This is a genomic window from Streptomyces sp. KR55 (genome assembly GCF_052245645.1).
Lineage (GTDB): Bacteria > Actinomycetota > Actinomycetes > Streptomycetales > Streptomycetaceae > Streptomyces > Streptomyces flavusporus.
In genome coordinates this window covers 19,109-44,524 of sequence record NZ_JBQQCE010000014.1, presented here as the reverse complement: position 1 = coordinate 44,524, position 25,416 = coordinate 19,109, and the positions used below count along the sequence as shown (strand labels likewise).

21 protein-coding genes and 3 pseudogenes are annotated in these 25,416 nt (G+C 67.1%); 20 read left to right on the top strand and 4 right to left on the bottom strand.

The window, feature by feature from the left end; genetic code table 11:
* The 11 genes and pseudogenes from ACTWQJ_RS03875 to ACTWQJ_RS03825 form a co-directional block, all read left to right on the top strand.
* A pseudogene (locus ACTWQJ_RS03875) lies at window positions 1-381 on the top strand (DUF1396 domain-containing protein); the annotation flags it as partial.
* Window positions 382-692: 311 nt separating this feature from the next.
* Window positions 693-1,223: a 50S ribosomal protein L10 gene (gene rplJ, locus ACTWQJ_RS03870; protein ID WP_443305174.1), complete on the top strand. Its 531-nt coding sequence runs from the start codon at window positions 693-695 to the stop codon at window positions 1,221-1,223.
* Between the two features lie 110 nt (window positions 1,224-1,333).
* The gene (rplL, locus tag ACTWQJ_RS03865; RefSeq protein WP_443305172.1) at window positions 1,334-1,720 is read left to right on the top strand and encodes a 50S ribosomal protein L7/L12; all 387 of its coding nucleotides are present in this window, start codon (window positions 1,334-1,336) and stop codon (window positions 1,718-1,720) included.
* Window positions 1,721-2,332: 612 nt separating this feature from the next.
* On the top strand, window positions 2,333-5,818 hold the full coding sequence (gene rpoB, locus ACTWQJ_RS03860) for a DNA-directed RNA polymerase subunit beta (RefSeq protein ID WP_443305170.1): 3,486 nt from the start codon (window positions 2,333-2,335) through the stop codon (window positions 5,816-5,818).
* 94 nt (window positions 5,819-5,912) lie between these two features.
* Window positions 5,913-9,812, top strand: coding sequence for a DNA-directed RNA polymerase subunit beta' (locus tag ACTWQJ_RS03855; protein WP_443305169.1), 3,900 nt, complete (start codon window positions 5,913-5,915; stop codon window positions 9,810-9,812).
* A 106-nt stretch (window positions 9,813-9,918) separates the two neighbouring features.
* Window positions 9,919-10,431, top strand: a complete 513-nt coding sequence (locus ACTWQJ_RS03850) for a DUF1707 and DUF4190 domain-containing protein (protein ID WP_443305168.1) — start codon at window positions 9,919-9,921, stop codon at window positions 10,429-10,431.
* Between the two features lie 357 nt (window positions 10,432-10,788).
* Window positions 10,789-11,160 (top strand): 30S ribosomal protein S12, encoded by a 372-nt coding sequence (rpsL, locus tag ACTWQJ_RS03845; RefSeq protein WP_003948652.1) that lies wholly within the window; start codon window positions 10,789-10,791, stop codon window positions 11,158-11,160.
* A gap of 2 nt (window positions 11,161-11,162) precedes the next feature.
* Window positions 11,163-11,633 (top strand): 30S ribosomal protein S7, encoded by a 471-nt coding sequence (gene rpsG, locus ACTWQJ_RS03840; RefSeq protein WP_003998848.1) that lies wholly within the window; start codon window positions 11,163-11,165, stop codon window positions 11,631-11,633.
* Window positions 11,634-11,672: 39 nt separating this feature from the next.
* Entirely contained in the window at window positions 11,673-13,799 is a 2,127-nt protein-coding gene (fusA, locus tag ACTWQJ_RS03835; protein WP_443305167.1) for an elongation factor G, read from the top strand.
* A 156-nt stretch (window positions 13,800-13,955) separates the two neighbouring features.
* A complete protein-coding gene (gene tuf, locus ACTWQJ_RS03830) occupies window positions 13,956-15,149 on the top strand; it encodes an elongation factor Tu (RefSeq protein ID WP_443305166.1) in 1,194 nt (397 codons plus the stop codon).
* A 366-nt stretch (window positions 15,150-15,515) separates the two neighbouring features.
* Entirely contained in the window at window positions 15,516-16,670 is a 1,155-nt protein-coding gene (locus ACTWQJ_RS03825; protein WP_443305175.1) for an acyltransferase family protein, read from the top strand.
* A 22-nt stretch (window positions 16,671-16,692) separates the two neighbouring features.
* Here the strand turns inward: ACTWQJ_RS03825 and ACTWQJ_RS03820 are convergent, their stop codons facing one another.
* Entirely contained in the window at window positions 16,693-17,289 is a 597-nt protein-coding gene (locus tag ACTWQJ_RS03820) for a Uma2 family endonuclease (protein ID WP_443305165.1), read from the bottom strand.
* A 52-nt stretch (window positions 17,290-17,341) separates the two neighbouring features.
* A pseudogene (locus tag ACTWQJ_RS03815) lies at window positions 17,342-18,017 on the bottom strand (helix-turn-helix domain-containing protein).
* Between ACTWQJ_RS03815 and ACTWQJ_RS03810 the strand changes: the two are divergent.
* Window positions 17,904-18,362, top strand: coding sequence for a hypothetical protein (locus tag ACTWQJ_RS03810; protein ID WP_443305176.1), 459 nt, complete (start codon window positions 17,904-17,906; stop codon window positions 18,360-18,362). The pseudogene ACTWQJ_RS03815 and the gene ACTWQJ_RS03810 sit on opposite strands and share 114 nt — an antisense overlap.
* Window positions 18,363-18,412: 50 nt before the next feature.
* Here the strand turns inward: ACTWQJ_RS03810 and ACTWQJ_RS03805 are convergent, their stop codons facing one another.
* A complete protein-coding gene (locus ACTWQJ_RS03805; RefSeq protein WP_443305164.1) occupies window positions 18,413-18,886 on the bottom strand; it encodes an ATP-binding protein in 474 nt (157 codons plus the stop codon).
* A 157-nt stretch (window positions 18,887-19,043) separates the two neighbouring features.
* Here ACTWQJ_RS03805 and ACTWQJ_RS03800 point away from each other — a divergent pair, with 157 nt between their 5' ends.
* The 6 genes and pseudogenes from ACTWQJ_RS03800 (at window position 19,044) to ACTWQJ_RS03775 (ending at window position 22,504) form a co-directional block, all read left to right on the top strand.
* Window positions 19,044-19,919 (top strand): helix-turn-helix domain-containing protein, encoded by an 876-nt coding sequence (locus ACTWQJ_RS03800; RefSeq protein WP_443305163.1) that lies wholly within the window; start codon window positions 19,044-19,046, stop codon window positions 19,917-19,919.
* The gene (locus ACTWQJ_RS03795) at window positions 19,916-20,137 is read left to right on the top strand and encodes a DUF397 domain-containing protein (protein WP_443305162.1); all 222 of its coding nucleotides are present in this window, start codon (window positions 19,916-19,918) and stop codon (window positions 20,135-20,137) included. Before ACTWQJ_RS03800 ends, ACTWQJ_RS03795 begins: the two co-directional genes overlap by 4 nt.
* Window positions 20,138-20,346: 209 nt before the next feature.
* The gene (locus tag ACTWQJ_RS03790) at window positions 20,347-20,562 is read left to right on the top strand and encodes a hypothetical protein (RefSeq protein WP_443305161.1); all 216 of its coding nucleotides are present in this window, start codon (window positions 20,347-20,349) and stop codon (window positions 20,560-20,562) included.
* Between the two features lie 25 nt (window positions 20,563-20,587).
* Entirely contained in the window at window positions 20,588-20,728 is a 141-nt protein-coding gene (locus ACTWQJ_RS03785) for a hypothetical protein (protein WP_443305160.1), read from the top strand.
* 76 nt (window positions 20,729-20,804) lie between these two features.
* Window positions 20,805-21,452 (top strand): annotated as a pseudogene (locus ACTWQJ_RS03780) (hypothetical protein).
* Between the two features lie 56 nt (window positions 21,453-21,508).
* A complete protein-coding gene (locus ACTWQJ_RS03775; protein ID WP_443305159.1) occupies window positions 21,509-22,504 on the top strand; it encodes a hypothetical protein in 996 nt (331 codons plus the stop codon).
* 173 nt (window positions 22,505-22,677) lie between these two features.
* On the opposite strand, the gene ACTWQJ_RS03770 is transcribed toward ACTWQJ_RS03775, so the two are convergent.
* A complete protein-coding gene (locus tag ACTWQJ_RS03770; protein WP_443305158.1) occupies window positions 22,678-23,928 on the bottom strand; it encodes a hypothetical protein in 1,251 nt (416 codons plus the stop codon).
* A 514-nt stretch (window positions 23,929-24,442) separates the two neighbouring features.
* Here ACTWQJ_RS03770 and rpsJ point away from each other — a divergent pair.
* Window positions 24,443-24,751 (top strand): 30S ribosomal protein S10, encoded by a 309-nt coding sequence (gene rpsJ, locus ACTWQJ_RS03765; RefSeq protein WP_003948644.1) that lies wholly within the window; start codon window positions 24,443-24,445, stop codon window positions 24,749-24,751.
* Between the two features lie 17 nt (window positions 24,752-24,768).
* On the top strand, window positions 24,769-25,413 hold the full coding sequence (gene rplC / locus ACTWQJ_RS03760; protein ID WP_129799277.1) for a 50S ribosomal protein L3: 645 nt from the start codon (window positions 24,769-24,771) through the stop codon (window positions 25,411-25,413).
* Window positions 25,414-25,416 lie beyond the last annotated feature (3 nt).

The following is a 25,416-nucleotide window of genomic DNA, read 5'->3' as shown; positions in this document are numbered from 1 at the left end:
GCCTTCCTCAACGGCCCCGACGACGTCGAGAAGGTCGGCACCGAGACCGTCGACGGTGTGGAGACCACCCACTACAAGGGCACCATCACCCTCGAGGACATGCGGGACAGTCTCAAGGACGAGGACAAGAAGACCCGCGAGCTGCGCGAGAAGAGCCTCGAGCAGTACGAGGACATGGGCGTCGACGAGCTGACCATGGACATGTGGGTCGACGGCGACGACCACACCAAGCAGTTCCGTATGCAGGGCGACGCCGACAAGGGCAGGCTCGACATGACGGTGACGTTCCTCGACTACAACGAGCCGGTGACCGTCCAGGCCCCGCCCGCCAAGGACACGCTCGACCTCGCCGAGATGATGAAGGAACTCGGGGAGAGCTGACCGGCTCCGGAGCCGAGCGCCGTCGTACGACCGGATTTGCTTGACAGCGATCCGGTCCCGTACTCTGCTGCAGAAGCCAAAGACCGCTGGTCGTTGCCGCGTGCTCGTACGAGGGCGCGGTGGCCGAAGGATCCGCTGAACTGCGGACGACCCGCGTAGGTGACAGTGGAAGTGCTCCCGGACCGGTTCCGCCCGTACGGAATCCGTCTGGTCGAGCTACGCCCCGTGCGCCTGCGCCGGGGCGTTTCGTTTTCCCCAGTCCTCCTTCGGGTCCGCGCGGTCCGAATCACCCGGAAGGAGGCCGAGGCTCTATGGCGAGGCCCGACAAGGCTGCCGCGGTTGCCGAGCTGACGGACAAGTTCCGCAGCTCCAACGCCGCCGTGCTGACCGAGTACCGCGGTCTCACCGTGGCTCAGCTCAAGCAGCTGCGCCGTTCGCTCGGTGAGAACGCCCAGTACGCCGTGGTGAAGAACACGCTGACCAAGATTGCGGCCAACGAGGCCGGGATCACGACGCTGGACGACCAGTTCGCTGGTCCGACGGCTGTCGCCTTCATCACCGGCGACCCGGTGGAGTCGGCGAAGGGTCTTCGTGACTTCGCCAAGGACAACCCGAATCTCGTCATCAAGGGCGGTGTCCTCGAGGGCAAGGCCCTCTCCGCCGACGAGATCAAGAAGCTTGCGGACCTCGAGTCCCGCGAGGTTCTGCTCGCCAAGCTGGCGGGTGCCATGAAGGGCAAGCAGTCCCAGGCTGCCGCGCTCTTCCAGGCGCTCCCGTCGAAGCTCGTCCGCACCGTGGACGCGCTTCGCGCCAAGCAGGCCGAGCAGGGCGGTGCCGAGTAATTCGGCTCGCGCATTGATCCGCGTCGCCTGACGTGGGTCGTAGCGGGCCAACGTACGCCCGCCTCACATGTACATCCGGCACCAGCCGATTTAGTGGAAGGACCGCCATCATGGCGAAGCTCAGCCAGGAAGACCTGCTCGCGCAGTTCGAGGAGATGACCCTCATCGAGCTCTCCGAGTTCGTGAAGGCGTTCGAGGAGAAGTTCGACGTCACCGCTGCCGCCCCGGCCGCCGTCATGGCCGGCGTCCCGGGTGTCCCGGCCGCCGCCGAGGCCGAGGCCGAGAAGGACGAGTTCGACGTCATCCTCACCGGCGCCGGTGACAAGAAGATCCAGGTCATCAAGGTCGTGCGCGAGCTGACCTCCCTCGGCCTGAAGGAGGCCAAGGACCTGGTGGACGGCGCCCCGAAGCCCGTCCTGGAGAAGGTTGCCAAGGACGCCGCCGACAAGGCCAAGGAGGCCCTCGAGGGCGCCGGCGCCTCCGTCGAGGTCAAGTAAGACCTTTCGGAGTATCTCCGCACCTCTTAGCGCGCCGAGTGCAGCCCAGTAGGGCTGTAACGCGAACGCACCGAAGAGCGATCATCCATCCGGGTGGTCGCTCTTCGGCGTTCAGGGGGCTCGGGTGGCGACTGCCTTGCACGCCCGGGTGCGAGGGGTAAGGTGATCTTCGTCCTGCCTCCGAGCGCGCACGTGACGAGCGCAGCACCCGGTTTGAGCCAGGGGGGCCTTGACGAACTGCACGCAGCGCGCAATTCTCAGGACGCGTCGTCACAAGGATCCGAATCCGAGGCATGGATCGACGACGAAGAGGGCAGTATCAACGTGCGTTGAGGGTGTCGCCTTGTCGCAGGGGTTGAGAACAACGAGGGCAACGAGGGTTCCGAAAAACCCGCGCTGGACATCAGTGTGCCGAGTGGCTACACTGACCCTTTGCGCTGCCTGTTAGCTGTCCCCTGCCCGTCACCAGGGGCATGCCCTCGCTTGAGCACCGACGACCGGACCGTCCCTGACCTGGCTATTTGGATTGGCCAATCAAGGGAACCTGTCTCTGTGTATCGGTGAGGGGCCGGTACGCGCGTAGTGAGTCCGAGCCCTCGGAAGGACCCCCTCTTGGCCGCCTCGCGCACTGCCTCGACCGCGAATACGAACAACGGCGCCAGCACCGCCCCGCTGCGCATCTCCTTTGCAAAGATCAAGGAGCCTCTCGAGGTTCCCAACCTGCTCGCGCTGCAGACCGAGAGCTTTGACTGGCTGCTCGGGAACACCGCCTGGCAGAGTCGGGTCGAGGAGGCTCTGGAGTCCGGTCAGGACGTCCCCACCAAGTCCGGGCTCGAGGAGATCTTCGAGGAGATCTCCCCGATCGAGGACTTCAGCGGGTCGATGTCGCTGACCTTCCGCGACCACCGCTTCGAGCCGCCGAAGAACTCGATCGACGAGTGCAAGGAGCGTGACTTCACCTACGCGGCTCCGCTCTTCGTCACCGCCGAGTTCACCAACAACGAGACCGGCGAGATCAAGTCCCAGACGGTCTTCATGGGCGACTTCCCGCTCATGACGAACAAGGGCACCTTCGTCATCAACGGCACCGAGCGTGTCGTGGTGTCGCAGCTGGTCCGTTCGCCCGGTGTCTACTTCGACTCCAGCATCGACAAGACGTCCGACAAGGACATCTTCTCCGCCAAGATCATCCCGTCCCGGGGTGCCTGGCTGGAGATGGAGATCGACAAGCGCGACATGGTCGGTGTGCGCATCGACCGCAAGCGCAAGCAGTCCGTCACCGTCCTGCTCAAGGCGCTCGGCTGGACGACCGAGCAGATCCTCGAGGAGTTCGGCGAGTACGAGTCCATGCGCGCCACCCTGGAGAAGGACCACACCCAGGGCCAGGACGACGCGCTGCTCGACATCTACCGCAAGCTGCGCCCGGGCGAGCCCCCCACGCGTGAGGCCGCGCAGACGCTGCTCGAGAACCTCTACTTCAACCCCAAGCGCTACGACCTCGCCAAGGTCGGCCGCTACAAGGTCAACAAGAAGCTGGGTACGGACACCCCGCTGGACGCGGGCATCCTGACCGTCGAAGACATCATCGCGACGATCAAGTACCTGGTGCAGCTGCACGCCGGTGAGACCGAGACGACCGGCGACAGCGGTCAGACGATCGTCGTCGAGACCGACGACATCGACCACTTCGGCAACCGTCGTCTGCGCAACGTCGGCGAGCTCATCCAGAACCAGGTCCGTACGGGTCTGGCGCGTATGGAGCGCGTCGTGCGGGAGCGCATGACCACGCAGGACGTCGAGGCGATCACGCCGCAGACCCTGATCAACATCCGGCCGGTCGTCGCCTCCATCAAGGAGTTCTTCGGCACCAGCCAGCTGTCGCAGTTCATGGACCAGAACAACCCGCTGTCCGGGCTGACGCACAAGCGTCGTCTGTCCGCGCTCGGCCCGGGTGGTCTGTCCCGTGAGCGGGCCGGCTTCGAGGTCCGTGACGTGCACCCCTCGCACTACGGCCGCATGTGCCCGATCGAGACCCCTGAAGGCCCGAACATCGGTCTGATCGGCTCGCTCGCCACCTACGGCCGGGTCAACGCGTTCGGTTTCGTCGAGACCCCGTACCGCAAGGTCGTCGACGGCCAGGTCACCGACGAGGTGAACTACCTGACCGCCGACGAGGAGGACCGCTTCGTCATCGCCCAGGCCAACGCGCCGCTCACCGACGAGCTCCGGTTCGCCGAGGCCCGCGTGCTGGTCCGCCGCCGTGGCGGCGAGGTCGACTACGTCGCTCCCGAGGACGTGGACTACATGGACGTCTCGCCGCGCCAGATGGTGTCGGTCGCGACCGCCATGATCCCCTTCCTCGAGCACGACGACGCCAACCGTGCCCTCATGGGCGCGAACATGATGCGCCAGGCCGTTCCGCTGATCCAGGCGGAGTCCCCGCTCGTCGGCACCGGCATGGAGTACCGCTCCGCGGTCGACGCCGGCGACGTCGTCAAGGCCGAGAAGGCCGGTGTGGTCCAGGAGGTCTCCGCGGACTACATCACCACCGCCAACGACGACGGCACGTACATCACGTACCGCCTGGCCAAGTTCGCCCGCTCCAACCAGGGCACCTCGGTCAACCAGAAGGTCATCGTCAACGAGGGCGACCACGTCATCGAGGGCCAGGTCCTCGCCGACGGTCCGGCCACCCAGAACGGCGAGATGGCCCTCGGCAAGAACCTGCTCGTGGCGTTCATGCCGTGGGAGGGTCACAACTACGAGGACGCGATCATCCTGTCGCAGCGCCTCGTGCAGGACGACGTCCTCTCCTCGATCCACATCGAGGAGCACGAGGTCGACGCCCGTGACACCAAGCTCGGCCCCGAGGAGATCACCCGGGACATCCCGAACGTCTCCGAGGAGGTCCTCGCCGACCTCGACGAGCGCGGCATCATCCGTATCGGTGCCGAGGTCATCGCCGGTGACATCCTCGTCGGCAAGGTCACGCCCAAGGGTGAGACCGAGCTGACGCCCGAGGAGCGACTGCTGCGCGCGATCTTCGGTGAGAAGGCCCGTGAGGTCCGTGACACCTCGCTGAAGGTGCCGCACGGCGAGACCGGCAAGGTCATCGGCGTGCGCGTCTTCGACCGCGAGGAGGGCGACGAGCTTCCGCCCGGTGTGAACCAGCTGGTGCGCGTGTACGTCGCGCAGAAGCGCAAGATCACCGACGGTGACAAGCTCGCCGGCCGCCACGGCAACAAGGGCGTCATCTCCAAGATCCTGCCGATCGAGGACATGCCGTTCCTGGAGGACGGCACCCCGGTCGACATCATCCTCAACCCGCTGGGTGTCCCGTCCCGAATGAACCCGGGACAGGTCCTGGAGATCCACCTCGGATGGCTCGCCAGCCGCGGCTGGGACGTCTCCGGCCTCGCCGACGAGTGGGCCCAGCGTCTGCAGGTCATCGGCGCCGACTCCGTCGCTCCCGGCACCAACGTCGCGACCCCGGTCTTCGACGGTGCGCGTGAGGACGAGCTCGCCGGTCTGCTGGAGCACACGATCCCGAACCGCGACGGCGAGCGCATGGTGCTCCCGTCCGGCAAGGCCCCGCTGTTCGACGGCCGCTCGGGTGAGCCCTTCCCGGAGCCGATCTCGGTCGGCTACATGTACATCCTGAAGCTCCACCACCTGGTCGACGACAAGCTGCACGCCCGTTCGACCGGTCCGTACTCGATGATCACCCAGCAGCCGCTGGGTGGTAAGGCCCAGTTCGGTGGCCAGCGCTTCGGCGAGATGGAGGTGTGGGCCCTCGAGGCCTACGGCGCCGCCTACGCCCTCCAGGAGCTGCTGACCATCAAGTCCGACGACGTGACCGGTCGCGTGAAGGTCTACGAGGCCATCGTCAAGGGCGAGAACATCCCCGAGCCCGGCATCCCCGAGTCCTTCAAGGTGCTCATCAAGGAGATGCAGTCTCTCTGCCTGAACGTGGAGGTGCTGTCCAGCGACGGTATGTCCATCGAGATGCGTGACACCGACGAGGACGTCTTCCGCGCTGCGGAGGAGCTCGGCATCGACCTGTCCCGGCGTGAGCCGAGCAGCGTCGAAGAGGTCTGACGGGAGTCCGGCCGGGGCTCACAAAGCCCCGGCCGGCCCCAGGACCCCCGTATCAGACCCAATGACTTACGACCCTGAGAGGGATTGACGCATAGTGCTCGACGTCAACTTCTTCGACGAGCTCCGGATCGGCCTGGCCACCGCTGACGACATCCGTCAGTGGAGCCACGGCGAGGTCAAGAAGCCCGAGACCATCAACTACCGCACCCTCAAGCCCGAAAAGGACGGACTCTTCTGCGAGAAGATCTTCGGTCCGACCCGGGACTGGGAGTGCTACTGCGGCAAGTACAAGCGCGTGCGCTTCAAGGGCATCATCTGTGAGCGCTGTGGCGTCGAGGTCACGCGCGCCAAGGTGCGCCGTGAGCGGATGGGCCACATCGAGCTGGCCGCTCCCGTCACGCACATCTGGTACTTCAAGGGCGTTCCGTCGCGGCTGGGCTACCTGCTCGACCTCGCCCCGAAGGACCTGGAGAAGGTCATCTACTTCGCGGCGTACATGATCACGTACGTCGACGAGGAGCGCCGCACCCGCGACCTGCCCTCGCTGGAGGCCCACGTCTCCGTCGAGCGCCAGCAGATCGAGCAGCGCCGCGACGCCGACCTGGAGACCCGCGCCAAGAAGCTCGAGGCCGACCTGGCCGAGCTGGAGGCCGAGGGTGCCAAGGCCGATGTGCGCCGCAAGGTGCGCGAGGGTGCCGAGCGTGAGATGAAGCAGCTGCGCGACCGTGCGCAGCGCGAGATCGACCGCCTCGACGAGGTGTGGAACCGGTTCAAGAACCTCAAGGTCCAGGACCTCGAGGGCGACGAGCTGCTCTACCGCGAGCTGCGTGACCGTTTCGGCACGTACTTCGACGGTTCGATGGGTGCCGCGGCGCTGCAGAAGCGCCTGGAGTCCTTCGACCTGGACGAGGAGGCCGAGCGCCTCCGCGAGATCATCCGCACCGGCAAGGGCCAGAAGAAGACCCGTGCGCTGAAGCGGCTGAAGGTCGTGTCCGCGTTCCTGCAGACCTCCAACAGCCCCAAGGGCATGGTCCTGGACTGCGTCCCGGTCATCCCGCCGGACCTCCGCCCGATGGTGCAGCTGGACGGTGGCCGCTTCGCGACCTCCGACCTGAACGACCTGTACCGCCGTGTGATCAACCGGAACAACCGACTGAAGCGGCTTCTCGACCTCGGCGCGCCCGAGATCATCGTGAACAACGAGAAGCGCATGCTCCAGGAGGCCGTCGACGCACTGTTCGACAACGGCCGTCGTGGCCGTCCGGTCACCGGTCCGGGCAACCGCCCGCTGAAGTCCCTCAGCGACATGCTGAAGGGTAAGCAGGGTCGTTTCCGTCAGAACCTGCTCGGCAAGCGTGTGGACTACTCCGCGCGTTCCGTGATCGTCGTCGGTCCGCAGCTCAAGCTGCACCAGTGCGGTCTGCCGAAGGCGATGGCGCTGGAGCTCTTCAAGCCGTTCGTGATGAAGCGCCTGGTCGACCTGAACCACGCGCAGAACATCAAGAGCGCCAAGCGCATGGTCGAGCGCGGCCGCACGGTCGTGTACGACGTGCTGGAAGAGGTCATCGCGGAGCACCCGGTTCTGCTGAACCGTGCGCCCACCCTGCACCGCCTCGGCATCCAGGCCTTCGAGCCGCAGCTGGTCGAGGGCAAGGCCATCCAGATCCACCCGCTCGTCTGCACCGCGTTCAACGCGGACTTCGACGGTGACCAGATGGCCGTGCACCTGCCGCTGTCCGCGGAGGCGCAGGCCGAGGCCCGCATCCTGATGCTGTCCTCGAACAACATCCTCAAGCCGGCCGACGGCCGTCCGGTGACGATGCCGACCCAGGACATGGTGCTGGGTCTGTACTTCCTCACCACGGACGCCGAGGGCCGCGACATCAAGGGCGCCGAGCGTCCGTTCTCCTCGGTCGCCGAGGCGATCATGGCGTTCGACGCCGGCGAGCTGTCGCTGCAGGCGCCGGTCGACATCCGCTTCCCGGTGGGCACCATCCCGCCGCGTGGCTGGGAGCCGCCGGTGCGCGAGGAGGGCGAGCCGGAGTGGCAGCAGGGTGACAGCTTCACGCTGAAGACCACGCTGGGCCGTGCGCTCTTCAATGAGCTGCTGCCCGAGGACTACCCGTTCGTCGACTACGAGGTCGGCAAGAAGCAGCTCTCCCAGATCGTCAACGACCTGGCCGAGCGCTACCCGAAGGTCATCGTGGCGGCGACGCTCGACAACCTGAAGGCGGCCGGCTTCTACTGGGCCACCCGTTCCGGCGTCACCGTCGCCATCTCCGACGTCGTCGTGCCCGAGGCGAAGAAGGAGATCGTCAAGGGCTACGAGTCGCAGGACGAGAAGGTCCAGAAGCAGTACGAGCGCGGTCTGATCACCAAGGACGAGCGCACGCAGGAGCTCATCGCGATCTGGACCAAGGCGACCAACGAGGTCGCCGAGGCGATGAACGACAACTTCCCGAAGACCAACCCGATCTTCATGATGGTGAACTCGGGTGCACGAGGCAACATGATGCAGATGCGTCAGATTGCCGGTATGCGTGGTCTGGTGTCGAACGCGAAGAACGAGACGATCCCGCGGCCCATCAAGGCGTCGTTCCGTGAGGGTCTGTCCGTGCTGGAGTACTTCATCTCCACGCACGGTGCCCGTAAGGGTCTGGCGGACACCGCTCTGCGTACCGCCGACTCGGGTTACCTCACCCGTCGTCTGGTCGACGTCTCCCAGGACGTCATCATCCGCGAGGAGGACTGCGGCACCGACCGTGGTCTGCGTCTGGCGATCGCCGAGCGCGGCGCCGACGGCTCGCTGATCAAGGCGGACAACGTCGAGACGTCCGTGTACGCGCGCTGCCTCGCCGAGGACATCGTCGTGGACGGCAAGGTGCTGGCCCCGGCCGGCACCGACCTGGGCGACGTGCTCATCGACGAGCTGATCCGGCACGGTGTCTCCGAGGTCAAGACCCGCTCGGTCCTGACCTGCGAGTCCGCCGTCGGCACCTGCGCGATGTGCTACGGCCGTTCGCTGGCCACCGGCAAGCTGGTCGACATCGGTGAGGCGGTCGGCATCATCGCCGCCCAGTCCATCGGTGAGCCCGGTACCCAGCTGACGATGCGTACCTTCCACACCGGTGGTGTGGCCGGTGACGACATCACCCAGGGTCTGCCCCGTGTCGTCGAGCTCTTCGAGGCCCGTACCCCGAAGGGTGTCGCCCCGATCTCCGAGGCCACCGGCCGCGTGCGGATCGAGGAGACCGAGAAGACCAAGAAGATCGTCGTCACCCCGGACGACGGCAGCGACGAGACGGCGTACCCGATCTCGAAGCGTGCCCGACTCCTGGTCAGCGAGGGCGAGCACGTCGAGGTGGGCCAGAAGCTCACCGTGGGTGCCACCAACCCGCACGACGTGCTGCGCATCCTGGGCCAGCGTGCCGTCCAGGTCCACCTGGTCGGCGAGGTCCAGCGGGTGTACAACTCGCAGGGTGTGTCGATCCACGACAAGCACATCGAGATCATCATCCGGCAGATGCTGCGCCGTGTGACGATCATCGAGTCCGGCGACGCCGAGCTGCTGCCCGGCGAGCTGGTCGAGCGCTCGAAGTTCGAGACCGAGAACCGTCGTGTGGTCCAGGAGGGCGGTCACCCGGCCTCCGGTCGTCCGCAGCTGATGGGTATCACCAAGGCCTCGCTGGCGACCGAGTCGTGGCTGTCGGCGGCGTCCTTCCAGGAGACGACCAGGGTCCTCACGGACGCGGCGATCAACGCCAAGTCCGACTCCCTGATCGGCCTCAAGGAGAACGTCATCATCGGTAAGCTCATCCCGGCCGGTACGGGCCTGTCCCGCTACCGCAACATCCGGGTGGAGCCGACCGAGGAGGCCAAGGCCGCGATGTACTCGGCCGTCGGCTACGACGACATCGACTACTCGCCGTTCGGCACGGGCTCCGGCCAGGCCGTTCCGCTGGAGGACTACGACTACGGTCCGTACAACCAGTAAGCGAGCGTCCGCTTGACGCACTGAAGGGCGGTCTCCCCGTTACGCGGGAGGCCGCCCTTCGGCGCATCATGGAGGAGACCCCCGCCGTCCCGGGAGGTGGTTGGCGGTGTCGTATCCCGCATGGCAACCCTGGGGGCAGCCCAGCGCCCCGTCGATGCTCGCCTCGCACGCCGACCGTGAGCGCGCCGTGGATGTGCTCAGAGCCGGCTTCGGGGAGGGGCGGCTGGAGCATGCCGAGTTCGAGAAGCGGGTTGCGCGGGCGTATGCGGCCCGTACGGTGGGGGAGCTGGCGCTGCTGGTCGCCGACCTGCCGCAGGGGCCCGTACCGCATCTCACGGCCGGCCCGCCCGTGCCGCGGACGTTCGCGCCCGTGCCGCCGGCGCGGACGAACGTGAAGGCGGTCGGGTCCGCGATCTGCGGGGCCCTGTGTCTGGTGACCGTCGGTCTCACCGGCATCCCCGCGGTGATTCTGGGGCACTCGGCACGTGCCGAGATCCGGCGCACGGGGGAGGGCGGTGACTGGCTGGCGCTGACCGGTCTGGTGTTCGGCTGGCTGTCCACGGCGGGCTGGGCGCTCGTCCTGGCCCTGGTGCTGGCGGTGACGCTTGCCGCGTGGTGACACCGCCGGACGACGCCTGGCCGAAGACCACGAGAGGGTGCCCGGAGATGCGGGAGTCGTCGATTCGAAGATCACCGAGGGTACTGGGGCTTGACATACCTCGCACGGCGAGGTGGGCGACGCCCATTTGTTTTGACCACAGCGAATGAGGTAGGTACGCTCAGACCTTGTGCCTGGGGTGTGCCCTGGCTCTCGTGCGTGCCTTCAGACCGCACCGGGGGCCGAGAACGGCCACCGTAATCTGCGCCTCTTTCTGCCTAGCGGCGGGAGTGCCGCGGGATTCGACACACCCGACCGCGTGGGTCGGCGACGTTCCAGGTTAGCTGTACCCATCGGCACACAGAAACCGGAGAAGTAGTGCCTACGATCCAGCAGCTGGTCCGTAAGGGCCGGCAGGACAAGGTCGAGAAGAACAAGACGCCCGCACTCGAGGGTTCCCCTCAGCGTCGCGGCGTCTGCACGCGTGTGTTCACGACCACCCCGAAGAAGCCGAACTCGGCCCTGCGTAAGGTCGCGCGTGTGCGTCTGACCAGCGGGATCGAGGTCACCGCTTACATTCCGGGTGAGGGACACAACCTGCAGGAGCACTCCATCGTGCTCGTGCGTGGTGGCCGTGTGAAGGACCTGCCGGGTGTTCGCTACAAGATCATCCGCGGTTCGCTCGACACCCAGGGTGTCAAGAACCGCAAGCAGGCCCGCAGCCGCTACGGCGCCAAGAAGGAGAAGTAAGAATGCCTCGTAAGGGCCCCGCCCCGAAGCGCCCGGTCATCATCGACCCGGTCTACGGCTCCCCTCTGGTGACCTCCCTGATCAACAAGGTGCTGCTGAACGGAAAGCGCTCGACTGCCGAGCGCATCGTTTACGGCGCCATGGAGGGCCTGCGCGAGAAGACCGGCAACGACCCGGTCATCACGCTCAAGCGCGCTCTCGAGAACATCAAGCCGACCCTCGAGGTCAAGTCCCGCCGTGTCGGTGGCGCCACCTACCAGGTCCCGGTCGAGGTCAAGCCCGGCCGTGCCAACACCCTGGCGCTGCGCTGGCTGGTCGGTTACTCCCGCGCCCGTCGCGAGAAGACCATGACCGAGCGTCTGCTCAACGAGCTCCTCGACGCCAGCAACGGCCTCGGTGCCGCTGTGAAGAAGCGCGAGGACACGCACAAGATGGCCGAGTCCAACAAGGCCTTCGCGCACTACCGCTGGTAGTCGCTACCCACATCGAGACCGAGAGAAGACTGAAGCCTTATGGCTACCACTTCACTTGACCTGGCCAAGGTCCGCAACATCGGGATCATGGCCCACATCGACGCGGGCAAGACGACCACCACCGAGCGGATCCTGTTCTACACCGGTGTCTCGTACAAGATCGGTGAGGTCCACGACGGCGCTGCCACCATGGACTGGATGGAGCAGGAGCAGGAGCGTGGCATCACGATCACCTCTGCTGCCACTACCTGTCACTGGCCGCTGGAAGACGTCGACCACACCATCAACATCATCGACACCCCGGGCCACGTCGACTTCACCGTCGAGGTGGAGCGTTCGCTCCGCGTGCTCGACGGTGCCGTGACGGTGTTCGACGGCGTCGCCGGCGTGGAGCCGCAGTCCGAGACGGTGTGGCGTCAGGCGGACCGCTACGGCGTTCCGCGTATCTGCTTCGTCAACAAGCTCGACCGCACCGGTGCCGAGTTCCACCGCTGCGTCGACATGATCTCCGACCGCCTGGGCGCGCAGCCGCTGGTCATGCAGCTGCCGATCGGTGCGGAGGCGGACTTCAAGGGCGTCGTCGACCTCGTGACGATGAAGGCCCTGGTCTGGTCGGCCGAGGCGACCAAGGGCGAGATGTACGACACCGTCGACATCCCGGCCACGCACACCGAGGCCGCCGAGGAGTGGCGCGGCAAGCTGCTCGAGGCCGTCGCCGAGAACGACGAGGAGCTGATGGAGCTGTACCTGGAGGGCGAGGAGCCCTCCGTGGAGCAGCTGTACGCGGCGATCCGTCGTATCACCATCGCGTCCGGCAAGGGCCAGGGCACCACGGTCACCCCGGTGTTCTGCGGTACCGCGTTCAAGAACAAGGGCGTCCAGCCCCTGCTCGACGCGGTCGTGCGCTACCTGCCGTCCCCGGTCGACATCGAGGCCATCGAGGGCCACGACGTCAAGGACCCGGAGACGGTCGTCAAGCGCAAGCCCTCCGACGAGGAGCCGCTGTCGGCGCTGGCGTTCAAGATCATGAGCGACCCGCACCTCGGCAAGCTCACCTTCGTCCGCGTGTACTCCGGCCGTCTGGAGTCCGGCACCCAGGTGCTGAACTCTGTGAAGGGCCGCAAGGAGCGCATCGGCAAGATCTACCGCATGCACGCCAACAAGCGTGAGGAGATCGAGTCGGTGGGCGCCGGCGACATCGTCGCCGTCATGGGTCTGAAGCAGACCACCACCGGTGAGACGCTGTCGGACGACAAGAACCCGGTGATCCTGGAGTCCATGGACTTCCCGGCGCCGGTCATCCAGGTCGCCATCGAGCCCAAGTCGAAGGGCGACCAGGAGAAGCTGGGCGTCGCGATCCAGCGCCTGGCCGAGGAGGACCCGTCCTTCCAGGTCCACTCGGACGAGGAGACCGGCCAGACCATCATCGGCGGTATGGGCGAGCTGCACCTCGAGGTGCTGGTCGACCGTATGCGCCGTGAGTTCAAGGTCGAGGCCAACGTCGGCAAGCCGCAGGTCGCGTACCGCGAGACCATCCGCAAGGCGGTCGAGAAGGTCGAGTACACCCACAAGAAGCAGACGGGTGGTACCGGCCAGTTCGCTCGCGTCATCATCGCGATCGAGCCGATCGAGGGCGGCGACGCCTCGTACGAGTTCGTCAACAAGGTGACCGGTGGCCGCGTCCCGAAGGAGTACATCCCCTCGGTCGACGCCGGTTCGCAGGAGGCCATGCAGTTCGGCATCCTCGCCGGTTACGAGATGACCGGTGTGCGCGTGACGCTGCTCGACGGTGCCTACCACGAGGTCGACTCCTCCGAGCTCGCGTTCAAGATCGCCGGTTCGCAGGCCTTCAAGGAGGCCGCGCGCAAGGCCAGCCCCGTGCTGCTCGAGCCGATGATGGCCGTCGAGGTCACCACGCCCGAGGACTACATGGGTGACGTCATCGGCGACATCAACTCCCGCCGTGGCCAGATCCAGGCCATGGAGGAGCGGGCCGGTGCCCGCGTCGTGAAGGGCCTCGTGCCCCTGTCGGAGATGTTCGGCTACGTCGGAGACCTCCGCAGCAAGACGTCGGGTCGCGCAAGCTACTCGATGCAGTTCGACTCCTACGCCGAGGTTCCGCGGAACGTCGCCGAGGAGATCATCGCGAAGGCCAAGGGCGAGTAACGCACTCCGCTTACACGCCGTAGGCTTGACTCCGGTGCCTCACGGGGCATTCCCCCGCATTCTCGGGTGAATGCCCCGGGGCCCGGGATTTAACAGCAAAGATCACCTGGCGCCGATGAAGTAAGGCGTACAGAACCACTCCACAGGAGGACCCCAGTGGCGAAGGCGAAGTTCGAGCGGACTAAGCCGCACGTCAACATCGGCACCATCGGTCACATCGACCACGGTAAGACCACCCTCACGGCGGCCATTACCAAGGTGCTGCACGACGCGTACCCGGACCTGAACGAGGCCACCCCGTTCGACAACATCGACAAGGCGCCGGAAGAGCGTCAGCGTGGTATCACCATCTCCATCGCGCACGTCGAGTACCAGACCGAGGCGCGTCACTACGCCCACGTCGACTGCCCGGGTCACGCGGACTACATCAAGAACATGATCACCGGTGCCGCGCAGATGGACGGCGCGATCCTCGTGGTCGCCGCCACCGACGGCCCGATGCCGCAGACCAAGGAGCACGTGCTCCTGGCCCGCCAGGTCGGCGTTCCGTACATCGTCGTCGCCCTGAACAAGGCCGACATGGTGGACGACGAGGAGATCATGGAGCTCGTCGAGCTCGAGGTCCGCGAGCTCCTCTCCGAGTACGAGTTCCCGGGCGACGACCTTCCGGTCGTCCGTGTCTCCGCTCTGAAGGCCCTGGAGGGCGAGCAGGAGTGGGTCGACTCCGTCCTCAACCTGATGAAGGCTGTCGACGAGTCCATCCCGCAGCCCGAGCGTGACGTCGACAAGCCGTTCCTGATGCCGATCGAGGACGTCTTCACGATCACCGGTCGCGGTACGGTCGTCACCGGCCGTATCGAGCGTGGTGTCCTCAAGGTCAACGAGAACGTCGACATCATCGGCATCAAGCCGGAGAAGACCTCGACCACGGTCACCGGCATCGAGATGTTCCGCAAGCTGCTCGACGAGGGCCAGGCCGGTGAGAACGTCGGTCTGCTGCTTCGTGGCATCAAGCGCGAGGACGTCGAGCGCGGCCAGTGCATCATCAAGCCGGGCTCTGTCACCCCGCACACCGAGTTCGAGGCCCAGGCCTACATCCTGTCGAAGGACGAGGGTGGCCGCCACACCCCGTTCTTCAACAACTACCGCCCGCAGTTCTACTTCCGTACGACTGACGTGACCGGTGTCGTGCACCTCCCCGAGGGCACCGAGATGGTCATGCCGGGCGACAACACCGAGATGAAGGTCGAGCTCATCCAGCCGGTCGCCATGGAGGAGGGCCTGAAGTTCGCCATCCGTGAGGGTGGTCGGACCGTGGGCGCCGGCCAGGTCACCAAGATCGTCAAGTAAGTTCCGCTTGCTTGAGGGTCGCCTGACCTGAAAAGGCCTGAAGGGGCCCGTACGACTTCGGTCGTGCGGGCCCCTTTTGCTGTACGGGCACCCTTGGGCGGCTTCGTGGATGCGGTGATCGCCGCTCGAACATTCGGAGGGTTGTGCAGGCGGTGGGTGAAACCTAATCGAACCTTGTGCGGCGGATTGGCGAGAGTTCCGGCAACTTCCCTGTGTGCGCGGGGAGATTGTTCTTTTCTGTCCCGGTGGGGCGGAAAGGCGCGGCCGTAGCGTGAACCGTGGTCCAGTGGCCGTCGGGCCCCGAGTCTCTCCCGAGGATGGCTAGGTCTCTTGATGCAGGGTGTGCGCAGCGGATTGTCGATACCGATGCCGGTCGCGGTGGCCGACCGTCCGTCGCAGCCGCCGGCCCAGCCGCTGGGTACACCGAAGCCGGGCCCCTCGCGCGCCGCCCGGTCCCGCCCGCGGCTGTACGTCATCGACGGCATCCGCCTGGCCGCCGCCCTGATGGTCGTCCTGCACCACTTCGTCGGCACGCGCCGGGCCAATGAGCCGGGCAACATCATCTGGGACCGGTCGGTGTCGGACATCATGCCGACGGTGTTCCGGGTCGCCTCCTTCGGCTGGATCGGCGTCGAGATCTTCTTCGTGATCAGCGGCTTCGTGATCTGTATGTCGTGCTGGGGCCGTACGCCGCGGGACTTCTTCGTGTCGCGGGTGATCCGCCTCTACCCGGCGTACTGGTTCGGCGTCCTGTTCACCACGGCTGCGCTGGTGCTGCTGCCGGGGGTGATGGAGCGGTTGCCGCTGCGGGAGGTTCTGTTCAACCTGACGATGCTGCAGGCGGGTTCCGACGTGCCGAACGTCGACCCCGTGTACTGGACCCTCTGGTCGGAGCTCCGCTTCTACCTGCTGTTCCTCGTCGTCGTGGCCATGGGCCTGACGTACCGCCGGGTCGTGGTCTTCTGCTGCATCTGGGGCGCGGCGGCGATGCTCGCGCCGATCTCCAAGTTCCCCCTGATGGTGCTGGTCGCCGACCCGAGCGCCGCCTGGTACTTCATCGCCGGCCTCGCCCTCTACCTCATGTACCGCTTCGGCCAGGACCTCCTGCTGTGGGGGATCCTCGCGATGGCGTGGCTCATGGGCCAGCTGGAGCTGGGGGAACGGGTGGCGTACGAGCAGGTGAGCAGCTGGCGGGGCGCGGTCGTCATCTTCACGGTCTTCATGCTGGTCATGGTGGCCGTGGCGCTGGGATACACCGACCGCATCCGCTGGAAGTGGCTGGTGACCGCGGGCTATCTGACGTACCCCCTCTATCTCACGCACTACGTCGCCGGTGCGGTCCTCATCAACCGACTCCGGGACACGATGGACCCCCGGCTCCTGGTCGCCGTCCTGATCGCCGGGTTCCTGGTGCTGAGCTGGCTGGTGCACCGGTTCGTGGAACGGCCGGTGGCGCGGGCGCTGAAGCGGGGGCTGGACTCGTCGTTCGTACGGCTGCGGAGTTTCCAGCGGGCGGCGTGACCCTCGTATCCGGCGATTCGGCTTACGCGGGCGGGTAACGCGGCAGGTCGTCCGTCGGGATCGTCCAGTCGGCGATGGTGACGTCCTCGCCGTAGACGAAGTCCTTGCGGGTGGCGTAGCGGGGGCCGTCGGGGGTGGCGTGGATGTCGGTGAGGACGGCGCCGGTGCCGGTGCGGGGGTCGAAGACGGCGTAGACGGGGATGCCGATCAGCGGGTAGTCGCGGACCTTGCCGACCCAGTCGTTGTCGGGGTTGGAGCGGGACACGATCTCGATGGCAGCGAGGAGGGTGCGGGGGTCGAAGGACCCGTCTCCTTCCATGTCCGTCTCGGCGATCACCATCACGTCGGGGTGGCGCATGATGCCTTCGGGTTCTTCCTCCACGTCCGGGGTCCCCGTGTGCGCCACGAACTCCTCCGGCATGACCTTCTCAAGGCGTTTCCGGATGCGCAGCGCGGTGAGTTCGTGCTGCTTCACGGGCGACATCATGTCGTGAACGATCCCTTCCTTGGTGATCTCGAATTTGCCCGGAAGAGTGTCGTCCATGGACTGAATGACGTCCCGCATGGCCCGGTACAGGTGGGAGGCGCCCTGCTGCGCGTTGTCCGGGGCGACGGTCATGGCGCTCGCTCCTCGTCGTCTGTGCCCAGGGGCAAGAATCGTCGCTCTCATGCTAGGTGGCCTCCGTGAGGTCGGTTCGGCAATCGCGGCAGCGACCTGGTGCGGGGGCGCGGAAGGCGCGGTCGCAGCCGTCGCAGGTCTGGAGGGGATGGCGTACGGCTTCCGGCGGTGGGGCGGCTGCGCGGAACGGAGGCGGGAGCGGTAGGTGCGCGGTGAGACGGTGGGCCAGGAGGGCGGCCGGGCGTCGTGGGCCCTCGGGTGGGAGCTCTGCGGTCAGGGCACGGCGTACGGCGGCGGGGCTGACGTCGCGTTCCAGCCAGGCGGCGACGCCCGGGGCGAGGTGGGCGGTGTCGCAGGTGGAGAGGAGCAGGCGGGGGTCGTGGCGGCGGAGGCCGGTGAGGAGGTCGGTGGCGCTTTGGAGGAGAGTGGGCGAGGGGCGATCGGCTGGGGTACGGCGGGGCGGGAAGGGCCTTGCGGCGGGTCGGGGACTTGTGTGCGGCAGGGCGCGTTGGGCCGGGGGCGGGGGTCCGGCGGCTGCCGGGCTGGTTGCAGGAGATCGTTCGGGTGACGATGCGGCCGCCGGGGATACGTTCGCGCGGGCGGCGCAGGTAGCCGTGGGCCTCCAGTTCGCGCAGGGCGGCGGCGATGCGGGTGGCGCCTTCGGGGAAGCGGGCGGCGAGGGTTTTGATGTCGACGCGGGCGCCCGCGGGCAGCGACTGGATGTGCAGGGCGAGCCCCATGGCAACCAGCGAGAGCTCGCGGTGCTGGGCGAGGTGGTTGCCGATCACCGTGAAGTGGGAGGTGTGCCGGGTGTTGTCGTGGGTGAGGCCGCCGGAGTGGGTGTGCCGGTTCGGGTGCCTGTTGCCGGCTACGCCGGACTGGGCGTGCGCGGGCACGCTAGGGTTCTGCGTATCCATCGGGAAGTCCTCTTCTTCCTCGGTGGTCAGGCCCTCGCACTGGGATGGCAGTCCCGGCGGGGGCCGTCGCATGTCTGCGGTTGTGTTGCGCTGAGCGTAGGGGAGACAACCGGCCCCGAATCCAGCCGAGTTGGTGATGTTCACTCGGCTGAGTGAGTTTGCGCGGTGGGCGGGAGGGATGGGGCTTGGTGGGGTTCCTTTCTCCCTCATGTTCCTTGGGGAAAGGCGCCGGGGGCACCGGAGCATGAGGGGGCGGGCTTCGGTGAGAGGCGTACTTCGGCCCAGACCGTCTTGCGTGGGGTCGGGCCCTCGGCCACTCCCCAGCGGTCGGCGAGTGCGTCGACGAGGAGGAGGCCGCGGCCGGACTCGCCTTGTGGTGTGGCCGGCCGAGGGAGCTGGTCACCGCGGGTGTCGGTGACCTCGATGCGGAGGGTGTCGCCGACGACGTAGAGGGTGAGTCGGAAGTCCCGTCCCGGTACGCGCCCATGGGTCACCGCGTTCGCCGCCAGCTCGGCCACGATGAGCTCCGCAGAGTTCAACGGGAGCCCCCACGAGCGGAGTTGCTCGACCGTCAGTAGGCGCGCGAGGCGGGCCGCGCGTGGGGTGGGGGACAGCGAGACGCTGAAGTTGCGGATGGGGCAGTCGAGTTGGGCCTCGGCCTCGGCGGTTTCTTGATTCACGTCACTCAGCGTGGCGAGCTGTGCTTACCGTGAACAGTGACTACGCCGTTGCGTACGGTGACTGTCCGTCGGTTGTCCGGTGGTGTCCGGGCTGTCGGGGCGGTGCGTACGGGTAGGGGCGTGGCGGTACGACGCGGTACGACGGAGGGGCGCCGGGATGACGGTGGAAGTGGACGCGGGGCGGCTCAAGACCGAGGCGGACGAGCCGGGTTGGGAGGTGGACCCGGACGACGACTGGGGAGTCGCGGTCGTCGCCACGGTCGGGCGGCAGCTGAAGCTGCGGCGCGAGGCGGTGGGGATGCGGGCCGCGGAGTTCGGGAAGGCGGTGGGGTACGGCGAGGACATGGTCTACAAGATCGAGGGTGGGAAGCGGATTCCTCGGCCGGAGTTTCTGGACAGGGCGGATGAGGTGTTGGGGGCGGGTGGTCTCATCGCCGCCATGAAGGAGGACGTCAAGAAGGTCCGATATCCGAAGAACGTGCGTGACCTGGCGCAGTTGGAGGCCAAGGCGGTCGAGCTTCAGCTCTACGACCCTCTGAACATCCACGGGCTGCTGCAGACGCCGGAGTACGCACGCGGGCTCCTTCTGATGCGGCGCCCTGCGTACACCGAGGACGAGGTCGAGCGGTTCATCGCAGCGCGCGTGGCACGCAAAGCCGTCTTCGAACGGGACCCCGTGCCCGAACTCAGCTTCGTCCTGGAGGAGTGGACGCTTCGGCGTCCGCTCGGCGGAATGGCCGCGTTGCGCCGGCAGCTGGAACATCTGCTGGAGATGGGGCAGTTGCGGAATGTCGAGCTGCAGGTGATGCCGATGGATCGCGAGGAGCACGCCGGACTGGCCGGTGGTATCGAGGTGCTGAAGTTCGCTGATGGCTCGGCCGTGGGACGCTCGCCGGCCATGGCCAACGGCCGACCGGTCGCAGAGCCGAAGCAGCTCCGTATCCTTGAACTCCGGTATGGCATCATCCGGGCTCAGGCTCTCACGCCACGGGAGTCGAGGGTCTTTATCGAGCAACTGCTGGGGGAAAGATGATCCGCAACGCCTCGGCCGGGGACGCGTCCGAGCTGGCGTGGTTCAAGAGCAGCTACAGCAGCAGCAGCGAAGGCGACTCCTGTGTCGAGGTCGGCACGACCCCCGGCACCATCCACGTCCGCGACTCCAAGAACAGTGAAGACGGCCCCCGGCTCGCCCTCGCCCCGGCGGCCTGGTCGGCCTTCGTGTCGTACGCGTCCGAGGGTCCCCTCGCCTGATCCCTGCGGAGCCGTCGGCCGGCGTGCAGTGACAGGCTGGTCCCTGCCGGTGCGGCGACGGAGGACGGGAGGGACCGCTACTCAAGACCCGAAAATCAGCCCTAGAGAATCGCTTTGTCGCCAGCCATTGGTAATCAATGCGTCGCCGTGGGTAGTTCGGGCTAAACAAGAAGGCCGGGACGTTCTTGCCTGACGGAGGGACTGGCCGGGTGTTGCTGACGATCGACTTGGCGGTTCTGTTGGCTGTCATCATCGTCCTGCGTGTGCGCCGACGTGTGCAGGCCCGAAGTCGGTCCGACCAGTGGGTGACCGTGGCCATTGTGCTGGTGTTCGGGGTGCTGATCGCTCCGACGGCCTTCGGCCGGGGAATCCTGGATGTCGCGAACCAGGTCGCACAGGGCATTTCGCGGTCGGGCAGCCCATGAGGCTTGCGAGAACTCCGACGGACTGGTGTGGATCGCCCGCGGCTCCACGACCGGCCCCGTCACCAGCGGCTCGACCACCATCAGCGGCACCGGCGCCGGACTGACCCGCCGCTACTCCGAGATCGACTTCGGGGAGGAGTTGACGGGCGCACACTCATTGCTCTAGGGGCCGTACGGTCAGGCGCGCAGCGCAGCGGGACGATGTCGGCGCAGGTGATCGAGTGAACGGGGGAGCCGGCGTCATGGCCCGCTACATGGAGACGCTGACCGTCGAGCGGGGCGGTTTCCGGATCAAGGTGCCGGAGTCGTGGTGGGAGTTCGACGTGCGGCCGGAGTCGCGGGACGACTCGATCCGGCGGATGGTGAACGAGCGGGTGGAACAGCACCCGGAGTTGGCCAAGTACCGCGACACCTACCTCGCCTTCCTGCGGAAGGCGGCCACGGACGCCTGGAAGTCTGGTGCGCTGTAATGCGGTTGCATGGCGGAGAGCTTCGGCGGCGAGACGCCGATCACCGGTTCGGTGACGGTGTCACTCGTCGGTGGCCGCACCCGTGACGGCGAGCCGCTGTCGACCGACCCAGGCGCCATCGCGGCCGGGCTGTCGGTGAAGGAGGCCAAGAAGGACGGCGACTCCTGGCGGAAGGTGACGACGGTCGACATCCCGGGCGTGGGACCGGCGGCCCGGACGTACGGCATCGAGGACGTGGCCATACCCGACGACGCCCTGAACCGCACCATCCGGGCCGTGCTGATGCAGACGTACATCCCCGTCCCCGGCCAGGAGGGCAAGGTGGCGCTGGTGGCGGGCAGTAGCCAGGTCCTCGACCTCGCGGACTCCTTCTTCGACATCTTCGACGCGATCACGTCGACGTTCCGGTTCGCGAGTTAGGCCCTGTTTCCCCAGGCTTTCCCCACCGCCTCGCAACCTGCACAATCGGGGCGTCCATGGGCGACGGCACCACCGGGGGGGCGAGGGTGGCGATCAGTGACGGCGTGCGCCGCTGGTGGGATTCCGCGGCGGCGCGCGCCCTGGTGTTCGTGCTCTGCGCGGCCTTCGTCTTCCATGCGCTGGTGTTGTTCGCCGAAGTCAACTCGGCCGACGACACCTTCGTCGGCGGCGCCTTCCGACTGTGGGCGGCCATGGTCGCCTTCTCCGTCACGGTGTGGATCGCCCTGTTCGGCCGGGGTATCACCACGACCCGGGCCCTGTCCCGGTCGTGGCCCTGCGGGCGCGGCTGGTGGACGGCCTCGATCGTTTCGTACGCCGTGCTCATGGCGGCCGCCACCGTGACCCTCCGCGGTATCACCAGCGGTAACTCCTACGAGGTGCCGATCCACCATGCCCCGGCGCTGATGAGCGTGCTCACGCTGGTCGGCACGTGCGCAGGTGCGCCCTGGGCGCTGGCCGTTTGGCTGGCGCAGGAGCGGCTCCGGAAGGCCGGGGTTCCGCAGCGCCCCGAGGACCCGGAGAGTTCTGCGAGCCCGGAGGACCTGGAGGACGGCGCGGCAGCTGTCCGCGACGTTCTCGCCGTCTGGAAGGTCGTCGAGAGCAGCGGACTCGCGCTCGCGCTGATCGTGTCGACCTCGGTCTTCAACACGGGGGCCCTGCGCGTATCGCTCATCAACTCGGGGGCCGTCGAGCCGTCCGACTTCCCGCCGCTCCTCGTCCTGGGATACGGCGCGTTCTTCGCCGCCGTCCTGGCTGCGATGCTTCTCCCGCCGCTCCTCACATGGCGGGCGCGGGCGTTCTCCCTCATCGATCGCGCGGTACCGGCACCCGCCTCGGGACTGCTCGACGAGGCTCAGCTCGCGGAACGGGCCCGCATGGAGGCCCAACTCCACGTGGACGCACCACTGTTCCGAAATCCGATCACCGCCCTGAGTGTCCTGTCACCCCTGGCGACGGCCCTGCTGACAGCCCTGGTGCCGAACGGTGCCTAGTGCCGCGACAGGCAACGTTCGCCCCGTCGCGACGCCCGGCACGCACTCTCGCCGCACCGGCCGAAAGCCCAAGTACATCCAGTACGAGGGCTTCCGGCCGGCACGCCGAGAGCACGCACCGGACGCCGCTCCTTGACGGGCAAACGTTGCCTGCCGCGGCACTAGCTCGTGGCTCAGTCCCAGTCGTAGTCCTCGCCGGCAGGGAACCTCATGTCCGTGCACCCACGCCGCTCGGTGATGTCGTCGACGTACGCCCGGAAGACGTCCTGCATCCGGTCGCCGATGACGCCGTCGTACGTGTAGCTGATGGTGAGGGTGTGCACCGCGGGCTGGCCGTCGCAGGTCGAGGAGGCCCACAGGATCCCGCCGCCCTCGTGGCCCCCCGCGGTTCCGGGCTTGAGGTAACGGTCGCCGTCCAGGATGTCGTCGTAGCCGACCGAGGCGGTGTCCGGACCGAAGTACGAAACCGTCCGCATCCACCAGGGCGAGTGCGTCAGCGCGCTGTCGCCGTACTTCTGTGCATCTTCCGGACCGCTCCACCGCACCGTGCGGACACGGTCGGGGCTCATGGCCAGCAGGCAGGGTTCCTCCGCGCTGCGGGGCGTGGTGGGGACCTCCATCATGCGGTCGGGGAGCCTGCCCTGCCCCGTGCGCGCGATGTACCGGTCGTACCAGGCGCAGGAGGCGTCCGCCGTGTCCGCCGCCTGCAGGGTCGCGCCCACGGGAGCGAGGGTCGCCGGAAGGTCGTGGAGGCGGGTCTCGCAGCCGATCTCGGCAGCGGCCCGTGCCGTCGCCCGGTGTGCGATGGCGGCCAGGCGGGAGCGGTCGCCATCGCTCACCTCGTCGTACTGGGCGCGTGCCGTGACCCTCAGCAGCTGCGGGATGTCGCCGTCGGACGTCCCGTTCGTACACTCGGCCCGGACCGTGACGAAGTCGTCGCCGTAGTTGCCGAGGGAGCCGTCGCCCAGGGGCCGGCCCTCCGGGTGGTCGGCCTGACGGGTCACGTCCTTCTCGTGCAGGCGGTAGTCGAACGGCTCTGTGGCCACGTCATCGCCCACGTAGTGCAGCGGCTGGCCGTCGGAGGACGTCCGTACGAGGAGCGTGAAGAGCTCGTCCGTATGGCCCGGCTCCGGGACCCGGTAGATGCGGCAGAGTCCCGGGAGGCGGCTTTCCGGATCCAGCCGCAGGTCGTCGGGCTTCGCCCTGACCATCCCGCCACGCAGGTTCATCACGTCCTCGCCGGAGACCAGCCCGCCGCACGCCGCTGCGATCTCCCGCTCACTCGCGGCTCGGTCGCGGGCGTCGTCGTAAGTGAGCCAGAACGCCCACAGGCTCGCACCGATACCCAGCACCGCCGTGCCGCACCACAGGCGGACGAGCCACCCCGGCCCCGGCCGCCCGTCCCGTCGGTCGTACCAGCGCATCCGCTCGTCAGCCCCCCGCGGCCCCTGTGTGAGGAGTCCCTCGTTCTCCGTGGATCATGCAGAAGCTATCAGTCATGCCCATGGCAACACGGCCGGCGAAGGGGTGTCGGAGTCGGGTGGGGTTTGACCTGCGTCACCCCCGGGGTATTCTCTCCCGCTCGATTGGCGCCCGTCCTGCCTCATATGGCAGACTGTCCGAGTTGCTCGGTCGAGTGTTGATGCTGCGCGCCTCCCGCCGGGAGGACCGGAAGCGAGTCCCACAGTACTCGTCGTCCCCGTGTGGGGCGGACGTACGGGAATCTTCCGGGAAGCGTGGGCGCGGCACCGGCCAGGCGCCCGGTGGGCCTTTCGTCCCCGGCTTGCGGTTCGCAAGGGCCGCGTTCCCCAGCAAGGGATGTTCCGTATGGGACATCTGTGTCAGCGGGAACGCGACACGCCCGACCGCGTGGGTCGGAGAAAAGTAAGGGAACGCCGGGTTCCAGAGCGTTACGAGAGACAGGACTACTGAGTAGCCATGGCGGGACAGAAGATCCGCATCCGGCTCAAGGCCTACGACCACGAGGTCATCGACTCCTCGGCGAAGAAGATCGTCGAGACGGTGACCCGCACTGGTGCGTCGGTCGCGGGCCCGGTGCCGCTGCCCACTGAGAAGAACGTGTACTGCGTCATCAAGTCGCCGCACAAGTACAAGGACTCGCGCGAGCACTTCGAGATGCGCACGCACAAGCGCCTGATCGACATCCTCGACCCGACCCCCAAGACCGTTGACTCTCTGATGCGACTCGACCTCCCGGCCGGCGTCGACATCGAGATCAAGCTCTGAGGCCGGTGATCTGAGAGATGGCTAAGCAGATCAAGGGCATCCTGGGCGAGAAGCTCGGCATGACGCAGGTGTGGGACGAGAACAACCGCGTTGTTCCGGTCACCGTCGTCAAGGCCGGGCCGAACGTCGTCACCCAGGTCCGTACGAACGACACCGACGGCTACGAGTCGGTCCAGATCGCCTTCGGCGAGATCGACCCGCGCAAGGTGAACAAGCCCCTCAAGGGCCACTTCGCCAAGGCCGACGTCACCCCTCGTCGTCACCTCGTCGAGATCCGCACCGCGGACGCCTCCGAGTACACGCTCGGCCAGGAGATCACCGCTGAGGTGTTCGAGGCCGGCGTCAAGGTCGACGTGACCGGCAAGAGCAAGGGCAAGGGCTTCGCCGGTGTCATGAAGCGCCACAACTTCCGTGGCCTCGGCGCCGGGCACGGTACCCAGCGCAAGCACCGCTCTCCCGGTTCCATCGGTGGCTGCGCCACCCCGGGCCGCGTGTTCAAGGGCCTCCGCATGGCGGGTCGCATGGGCAACGAGCGGGTCACCACCCAGAACCTGACCGTCCACGCCGTTGACGCGGAGAAGGGTCTGCTGCTCATCAAGGGCGCGGTTCCCGGTCCGAACGGCGGCCTCGTCCTGGTCCGCACCGCGGCCAAGGGGGCCTGAGGT

Bases quoted from the DNA above. Each gene is read 5' to 3' on its own strand.
- rplJ (WP_443305174.1), top strand. From the start codon at position 693: ATGGCGAGGCCCGACAAGGCTGCCGCGGTTGCCGAGCTGACGGACAAG.
- rplL (WP_443305172.1), top strand. From the start codon at position 1,334: ATGGCGAAGCTCAGCCAGGAAGACCTGCTCGCGCAGTTCGAGGAGATG.
- rpsG (WP_003998848.1), top strand. From the start codon at position 11,163: ATGCCTCGTAAGGGCCCCGCCCCGAAGCGCCCGGTCATCATCGACCCG.
- fusA (WP_443305167.1), top strand. From the start codon at position 11,673: ATGGCTACCACTTCACTTGACCTGGCCAAGGTCCGCAACATCGGGATC.
- ACTWQJ_RS03825 (WP_443305175.1), top strand. From the start codon at position 15,516: ATGCCGGTCGCGGTGGCCGACCGTCCGTCGCAGCCGCCGGCCCAGCCG.
- ACTWQJ_RS03820 (WP_443305165.1), bottom strand. From the start codon at position 17,289: ATGACCGTCGCCCCGGACAACGCGCAGCAGGGCGCCTCCCACCTGTAC.
- ACTWQJ_RS03800 (WP_443305163.1), top strand. From the start codon at position 19,044: ATGACGGTGGAAGTGGACGCGGGGCGGCTCAAGACCGAGGCGGACGAG.
- ACTWQJ_RS03795 (WP_443305162.1), top strand. From the start codon at position 19,916: ATGATCCGCAACGCCTCGGCCGGGGACGCGTCCGAGCTGGCGTGGTTC.
- ACTWQJ_RS03775 (WP_443305159.1), top strand. From the start codon at position 21,509: ATGGGCGACGGCACCACCGGGGGGGCGAGGGTGGCGATCAGTGACGGC.
- ACTWQJ_RS03770 (WP_443305158.1), bottom strand. From the start codon at position 23,928: ATGCGCTGGTACGACCGACGGGACGGGCGGCCGGGGCCGGGGTGGCTC.
- rpsJ (WP_003948644.1), top strand. From the start codon at position 24,443: ATGGCGGGACAGAAGATCCGCATCCGGCTCAAGGCCTACGACCACGAG.
- rplC (WP_129799277.1), top strand. From the start codon at position 24,769: ATGGCTAAGCAGATCAAGGGCATCCTGGGCGAGAAGCTCGGCATGACG.